Origin of the sequence: Polyangium sp. 6x1 (genome assembly GCF_029946515.1) — a bacterium.
GTDB lineage: Bacteria > Myxococcota_A > Polyangia > Polyangiales > Polyangiaceae > Polyangium.
This window is the reverse complement of sequence record NZ_JARZHH010000002.1, coordinates 506,762-513,271: the sequence shown is the minus strand read 5'-3', so window position 1 is coordinate 513,271 and position 6,510 is coordinate 506,762. Positions and strand designations below refer to the sequence as shown.

The following is a 6,510-nucleotide window of genomic DNA, read 5'->3' as shown; positions in this document are numbered from 1 at the left end:
GCGGCGCGGGCACCGGCGGCGCGGGCGGCGCGGGCACCGGCGGCGCGGGTGGCATGATGGGCTCCGGCGGCGCGGGTGGCGCGATGACCTCCGCGAGCGCGGGCACGGGCGGCGCGGGCGGCGTGCCCTGATTCGCCAGAAAAACCCGACCTGATCGGCTCGTCGGCCTCCGGACGCCTCGTGCGTTCGGAGGCCGATGCGTTTTTCCAGAAGCACGAACCGCGCTAGGCTGCGCGTCGTGATGACGCGCCACGCGGGGGTGCTCGCCTTCGTGCTCGGGCTCGCCTCCGTGGCCTCCGCCGAGCCGGCCGCGCCGGACCCGCGCGCGAAGGCCAGGGCCACGTACGAGCAAGCCGAACGAGCGGCCACCGAGCTCAGGTTCGGTGAGGCGCTCGCGGGGTACGAGTCGGTCCTGTCGATCGATCCCTCCGCGCCCTTCGCCAAGACGGCCCGCGCGCGCGCCGCAGACCTCCGCGCCCACGCCGAGGGCGACTTCGCGCCCCTCGCCCGCCTCGAAGCCGTGCGCCGAGCCCCGGCGCCCGACCAAGCCACGATCGAGGCGCTCGAGCGCGACGCCGCGACCTTCCCGCCCGGCCGCGTGCGCGCCGAGGCGCGGCTCATCGTGGCCGAGGCGTTCTGGCATCGCTTCGGCGATCCGAGCCGGGCCGCAACCGCGCTCGGCGAGGTGATCGCGGATCCCTCGGCCGACAAGCTCACGCGCGCGCTCGCGATGAACGAGATCGTGGCGCTCGAGCGCGAGCGGGGCGATCTCGCGGCGGCCTACCGCGCGGTGTCGCAGGCTCCGGAGCTCGTCCCGAGCCTGTACGCCGAGATCGGGCGGCTCGTGCGTCGCGCCTTCCTCGCGCGGGTCGCGGCGGGCGTGCTCGGCGCGCTCGGGCTCGTCGGGGCGCTGTCGATCGCGCGGCTCTTCCGGAAGCCGGGCGCTGATCCCGAGGCGATCGTGCGCGCCGTGATCCGACCTTCGTCCGTGGCCTTCGCGCTCTACCTCGGGGGCGCGGCGTCGATCCTCGTGCGACATCACGGCGAGGGCGACGTGCGGCCGTTTTTGTGGCTCGGGTTCGGCGTGCTCGGCGTGGACATCGTGGCGCGGGCGTGGCGGCTCGGGTCGCGCGACGGGCGCGCGGCCGCGCGGGTCGGTCGAGCGGTCGTGTGCATGATCGGCGTGCTCGCGGCGGCGTTCCTGTCGCTCGAGGGCGCGGACGCGGGCTACCTGGAGAGTTTTGGGCTGTGAAGGACGAACGCGATCCGGAAGGCGCGGTGGAGATCGGGCCGGGGCCGATCGAGGCGGACGAGATCCTCGTTCTGCGCAGGGGCCCGGGGGCGAACTGCTCGTCGGTGGGGAGCGCGCTCGATCTCTTGTTCCTCTCGGCCGTGGCCGCGGGCGTGGTGATGGCGGGGGTCGCGGCGGCGTTCGGGACCGGCGCGGAGAAGGGCAAAGAAAAGGGGCGCGAACGCGACGGTACACGCGACGAGGGTGGTGATGCGGGCGCGCGTTGAACCGTTCGGCGCGTGGGTGCGGCTCGACGACGGCACGCTCGTGGCGATCGGTCGCGGCGCGGCCGAGCGGCTCGGGCTCGCGGGCGGCGCGCTCTGGCAAGACGCGGAGACGACACGCCGGGCGAGGCCGCTCGAAGCCCACGTGGCCGTGACGTCGCGGTGCGGGGCCGGGTGCAAGGGGTGCTACCTCGACGCGCGGCCCGACGGCGAGAGCCCGCCGTTCGAGGTGATCACGGCGCGGCTCGCGGCGCTCGCGGAGGCCGGCGTGTTCACGGTGGCGTTCGGGGGCGGCGAGCCGCTCGCCCGGCCCGACCTCGGCGAGCTCGGCCGCGCGGCGCGGCGCCTCGGGCTCGTCCCCGTGCTCACCACGAGCGGCATCGGCATGACGGGCGAGCGGGCGGAGGAGCTCGCGAGCTTCGCGCAGGTGAACGTGAGCTACGACGGCGAGGGCGCGGCCTACGGCGAGGTGCGCGGCTGGGACGGCGCGCGCGTCGCGGAGCGGGCGATGCGGCTGCTCGCGGAGGCGGGCGTGCCGTTCGGGATCAACGTGGTGCTCACGCGAAAGACGTTCGACGCGCTGGCCGAGACGGCGCAGCAGGCGGCGTCGCTCGGCGCGCGTGAGCTTCAGCTTCTTCGCTACAAACCCGCCGGGCGCGCGGCGGACGTCTCGTACCTGGCGACGCGGCTCTCGCCCGCGCAGGTGGACGCGCTCGGGTCCACGCTCGAAGCGCTCTTCGCCGCGACGAACCTCTCGATCCGCGTCGACTGCTCGCTCGTACCGCTCCTCTCGAACCACGTGCGCGACGCGGCGGCGCTCGCGCGGTTCGGCGTGCTCGGCTGCGAGGCGGGGCGTTACCTCGCGGCCGTACGGATCGACGGAGCGCTCGCGCCGTGTAGCTTCGCGCCGGCCGCGGGCGCGCGGGCCGAGGACGCGTGGAAAGGCGGCGCCGGCGCGGCCTGGGCGACGGACACGACGCTCGAGGCCTGGCGCGCGCCGCACGACGCCGAGCCCTGCCGTTCCTGCCCGATCCGCTCGGTGTGTCGGGGCGGATGCCGCGTCGTCGCGACGCACCTCGGCGGCGCGCTCGGCCCGGATCCCGAGTGCCCGCGCGTCCGCGCCCACCACGCGCGGGAGCGGGCAGAGGAGCACGCGCGTGTCGGCGACGCGTAGACGCCTCTTCGTGGCGCTCGCGTTCGGCTTCGCGGGGGCGACGCTCGCCTACGTCGCGCTCCGGCTGATCGAGTCCCTGTGGTTCCCCGAGCCCGACCCGGCGATCGTCATCTGGTCGGATCGAAGCCGCTTCGTGTGGCGCGGGCTCATCGCGGCGTATGCCGGCGGCGCGGCGATCTTCGGCGGCCACGCGCTCGCCTCACGATCGTTCGAGGCCGCCGCCGTCTGGCTCGGTCGCGTCGCCTTCGCCGCCGCGATCGCGCTTGCCCTTCAAGGAGCACTCGTCCCGTGACGCCCGAGCTCCTCCGCCGCGTCGCGCTCGTTCATGGCGTCCTCGCCTGGATCTCGGCCGTCGCCCTCGTCGCGCTCGCCGTCATCCTCGTACGCCTCCGCAAGGACGCGCGCCTCTCGCGCGGGATCCACCTCGCGGCCCTGGCGACGACCACCCTCGTCACGGCCGCCTTCGCGACGGGCGCCTGGCTCGATCTCCCGTACCGCGTCCACCTCCGCCAGCGCCTCTTCCTCGCCTCGCGTGCGCTCGGCTGGCTCTTCGAGCGCAAGTTGCACCTCTCCTTCGGCGCGCTCGTCTTTGCTGGCCTCGCGCTCGTGGCCCTCTTCGCGGCCGGCCCCGACGGCCACGACGAGAGCTCCCGCGCCTTGCGCCGCGCCTCGCGCCTCGGCTACGTCGCCTCCGCGATCTTCGCGCTCGCCGCGTGCGTCATCGGCACCGTCGTCGCCACGCGTGCCCGGTTCTGATCAGTTCAGCTTCCACAAACTGAGCAGGATCTCGAACACGATGAGCACCACGATCGAGCCTTCGAGGAAGAGCATGCGGCGCGTCTGGCTGAACTCGATCAGCGTCCCGAGCGTCTCGCGGATCGTCGACAGCTTGATCTCGAGCGCCTTGTGCCGCTCCTGGATCTCGAGGTTGCTCCGCAGCTTGTCGTGCAGCCGATCGGCGGCCTCGTTCTCCCAGGTGAGGTCGGGTTTGTCGAGGAGCGAGATCGCCGTGATGATCTCGACCTGCGAGGCCATCGCCGTGCCCACGAACCGCACGAAGTCCCGCGTCCTTCCGAGCGGCCGCCCTTGCCGCCCGACCTCGCCGGCCACCGCGCCCACGCGATCCAGGATCGCCTGCACGTCTTCGTCGTAGTAGTCGATCGCCACGGACTGGGCGAGCACCGTGGCGATGACGTCGAGCGTGGTCGAGTCGACGTCCGGCACGACGACCCGATCGAAGCGGACCTCGACGGCCGAGCCGGGACGCACCTCGATGAGAAAGCTCTCGCGCAGCGGCGGATGCGGCTCGTGCGGCAAGAGCTTCTTGTTGAACGTGTCGACGATGCGCTCGCGCTCGGCGTCGGGGACGTTGACGAACACGATCGCGCCGAAGTCGAAGAGGTAGGCGAGCCGGTCCCCGTCGAGCGTCACGACGAGCTGCGTCTTCGTCGAGCGGATGCTGCCATCGGGCGGCAGCCAGGCTTCGACCTCGCGCAGGTTGAAGCGCGACGCGTACGAGTAGCCTTCGACGGGATAGATGCGGGACATGGCGGTTTCGGGCCCGCGCCGCGCGCGCCCGCCTGCCTCAGTGTCCCCGTCCCGACGCTCCCGCGCAACGTGCCATCGAGGCACGTCGCGGACGCCCGGACACGCTCAGAAGCTCGCCTGAAAGACCGGGATTTTCACCTCGCGCGCCTGCGCGACCCCGAACTTCGCCATCTCTTCCTGACTGTACACCGGGCGGATCTCCACCGCGGGCACGCCGAGCGCGAGCCGCCCTTCGTGCATGTCCACGAACGACATCGGCACGTGCACCGGCCGCTTGCTCGTCCGTGGCAGGGCGGGCTCGCCTGCGGGCTGGTTCTGCACTGGCTCGTTCGGGTAGTTCTCCGGCGCCTTGTAGAGCGTGGCGTTCAGCGTGACGATGATCGTCGGGATCACGAGCGCCATGCCACCGGCCAGCATGTAGAGCGGCACCTCGGCCGGCGGCGCAGCCTGCTCGATGAAGTAGCCGCCGATCCCGCCGCCCACCGCGGCGAGCGGGGGGAACACGAGGTACGGCCAGCCCTTGCTCACGCCGAACGCGCCCATCCCGATCGCGACGATCTCGCCGCCGAGCAAGGCGCCGCCCACGATCCCCTTCCCCGTGCCGACGACCGGCTCGGCCGCGGCTTCGCTTGGCTGCCCCGTGAGCGCCGCGATCCCGAGCGCCGTCGCAGAGGCCCACGCTCCGATCCTGGTCCGACCGTGGGGCAGACGCCCCACACCATTTCGTGCCGTTCGACCCAAAGCCATGCTCTCCCGCGCCCGTCCGCCGGAGGGCCGGGCAGCTAGCTCATCCGGTGCGCGAGCCTAGCATGGTATTCGAAACGCTCGTGCCCCCTCGTTAGTTGAGCAGCTTTCGCGACAGCTGGCGCACGGCCTCCCGCGCCGCCCGCTGCATGGCCCGCTCGACCTGCTTCGACGTCGCGTCGCCTCGCACGACGATGGCGCAAGAATCGCCCTCCATCTCGAACTTCGCGGCAGGCTCTGCCGAGGAGGCCTCCCCAGCCGCGCGGATCGGGATCTCGACCTTGAGCGAGCCCACCTGGAGCTCGACGTATCCCATCAGAGCTTTGTCCATGAGCGACTGCATGGTCGGAACGTGCGTCCATGTCCCCCGCTTGGCAAGGTCGCGTCCGCGCCGCGGAGCAGGCTCCGTTCCAGCGCGCCGGCTCGTACGGCCAAAGGGCCCTCGACCTGCGCATGCTCGATCCGACGCGCGATCCTTCGCCGACCCTGCTTCCCCGTCCTTGTTTCTCCGCGTTCCTCCGTCCGTCCTCGCCGCGACGTGCGGCCAGGACCGCGGAAACTTGACGAGCCTCGCGAAGCCATCCAAGGTCGCGCGCTGATGCAAGCCCTCACGTTCACAGGCACGTTCACAGCGCTCGTCACGCCGTTCACGGCCGATGGCGACGCCGTTGATCTCGCGGCGCTCGACGCGCTCGTCGAGGCGCAGATCGCGGGTGGCGTCTCGGGCCTCGTGCCTTGCGGCACCACGGGGGAGTCGCCGACGCTCTCGGACGAAGAGCAGGTCCTCGTGATCAAGCGCGTCGTCGAGGTCGCGAAGGGACGCGTGCCCGTCGTGGCCGGAACGGGAACGTTCTCCACGAAGAAGACGATCAGCGCGTCGAAGGCGGCGCTCGCCGCGGGCGCCGACGCCGTGATGGTCGTGATGCCGTACTACAACAAGCCCTCGCAGGACGGCATGCGCGAGCACGTCCTCTCGATCGCGCGGGCGGTCCCCTGCCCCGTCGTGCTCTACAACATCCCGGGCCGCTGCGTCGTGGATCTCTCGGCGGAGACGACGGCGCAGATCTGCGAGCGCGCGCCGAACGTGGTCGCGCTGAAGGACGCGACGGGCAACGTGCTCCGCTGCCAGGAGCTCAAGCGCAAGCTCGGCGACCGGCTCACGGTGCTCTCGGGCGACGACGCGCTCACGCTGGCGTTCGGCGCCGTGGGCGCGAGCGGGGTCATCAGCGTCAGCTCGAACGTGAGGCCGCGCGAGGTCAGCGAGGTGACGCGCGCGCTCCTCGCGAACGATTTTGCGCGGGCGCAGGCCTGCCATTTCGCGCTCCTCGATCTGCACAACGCGATGTTCGTCGAACCAAACCCGGCGCCCGCGAAGGCGGCGCTCGCGGCGATGGGGCGCATGACGCCCGCGGTGCGGCAGCCGCTCCTTCCGGCGAGCGACGCGACCCAGCGCAAGGTGGCCGACGCGCTTGCTTCTCTCGATGCGTTTTTCCCGAAAGCGGGGGCTTCCGCGTCGTGAAGCTCGCGAT

9 protein-coding genes are annotated in these 6,510 nt (G+C 72.3%); 6 read left to right on the top strand and 3 right to left on the bottom strand.

Annotation, left to right across the window (positions count from 1 at the left end; all coding sequences use genetic code 11):
* Positions 1 to 238 precede the first annotated feature (238 nt).
* From QHF85_RS04985 to QHF85_RS04965, 5 genes are read left to right on the top strand one after another with little or no spacing between them, the layout of a single operon-like run.
* Positions 239 to 1,252: a hypothetical protein gene (locus QHF85_RS04985; RefSeq protein WP_281325887.1), complete on the top strand. Its 1,014-nt coding sequence runs from the start codon at positions 239 to 241 to the stop codon at positions 1,250 to 1,252.
* Complete coding sequence (locus QHF85_RS04980) at positions 1,249 to 1,518, top strand: hypothetical protein (RefSeq protein ID WP_281325886.1); 270 nt, start codon at positions 1,249 to 1,251, stop codon at positions 1,516 to 1,518. Before QHF85_RS04985 ends, QHF85_RS04980 begins: the two co-directional genes overlap by 4 nt.
* Positions 1,502 to 2,689, top strand: a complete 1,188-nt coding sequence (locus QHF85_RS04975) for a radical SAM protein (protein WP_281325885.1) — start codon at positions 1,502 to 1,504, stop codon at positions 2,687 to 2,689. The genes QHF85_RS04980 and QHF85_RS04975 overlap by 17 nt, the downstream gene beginning before the upstream one ends.
* Positions 2,673 to 2,981 carry a hypothetical protein gene (locus QHF85_RS04970; protein WP_281325884.1) on the top strand — a complete coding sequence of 103 codons (309 nt, stop codon included), beginning with the start codon at positions 2,673 to 2,675 and terminating at the stop codon, positions 2,979 to 2,981. The genes QHF85_RS04975 and QHF85_RS04970 overlap by 17 nt, the downstream gene beginning before the upstream one ends.
* Complete coding sequence (locus QHF85_RS04965) at positions 2,978 to 3,445, top strand: hypothetical protein (RefSeq protein ID WP_281325883.1); 468 nt, start codon at positions 2,978 to 2,980, stop codon at positions 3,443 to 3,445. Before QHF85_RS04970 ends, QHF85_RS04965 begins: the two co-directional genes overlap by 4 nt.
* Here the strand turns inward: QHF85_RS04965 and QHF85_RS04960 are convergent, their stop codons facing one another.
* From QHF85_RS04960 to QHF85_RS04950, 3 genes are all read right to left on the bottom strand, one after another.
* On the bottom strand, positions 3,446 to 4,237 hold the full coding sequence (locus QHF85_RS04960) for an RMD1 family protein (protein WP_281325882.1): 792 nt from the start codon (positions 4,235 to 4,237) through the stop codon (positions 3,446 to 3,448).
* Positions 4,238 to 4,342: 105 nt separating this feature from the next.
* Positions 4,343 to 4,954 carry a hypothetical protein gene (locus QHF85_RS04955; RefSeq protein ID WP_281325881.1) on the bottom strand — a complete coding sequence of 204 codons (612 nt, stop codon included), beginning with the start codon at positions 4,952 to 4,954 and terminating at the stop codon, positions 4,343 to 4,345.
* Positions 4,955 to 5,075: 121 nt separating this feature from the next.
* Positions 5,076 to 5,312 (bottom strand): hypothetical protein, encoded by a 237-nt coding sequence (locus QHF85_RS04950; protein WP_281325880.1) that lies wholly within the window; start codon positions 5,310 to 5,312, stop codon positions 5,076 to 5,078.
* Positions 5,313 to 5,579: 267 nt separating this feature from the next.
* Between QHF85_RS04950 and dapA the strand changes: the two genes are divergently transcribed.
* Entirely contained in the window at positions 5,580 to 6,500 is a 921-nt protein-coding gene (dapA, locus tag QHF85_RS04945) for a 4-hydroxy-tetrahydrodipicolinate synthase (protein WP_281325879.1), read from the top strand.
* Positions 6,501 to 6,510: the final 10 nt, after the last annotated feature.

Bases quoted from the DNA above. Each gene is read 5' to 3' on its own strand.
- QHF85_RS04975 (WP_281325885.1), top strand. From the start codon at position 1,502: ATGCGGGCGCGCGTTGAACCGTTCGGCGCGTGGGTGCGGCTCGACGAC.
- QHF85_RS04960 (WP_281325882.1), bottom strand. From the start codon at position 4,237: ATGTCCCGCATCTATCCCGTCGAAGGCTACTCGTACGCGTCGCGCTTC.
- QHF85_RS04950 (WP_281325880.1), bottom strand. From the start codon at position 5,312: ATGGACAAAGCTCTGATGGGATACGTCGAGCTCCAGGTGGGCTCGCTC.
- dapA (WP_281325879.1), top strand. From the start codon at position 5,580: ATGCAAGCCCTCACGTTCACAGGCACGTTCACAGCGCTCGTCACGCCG.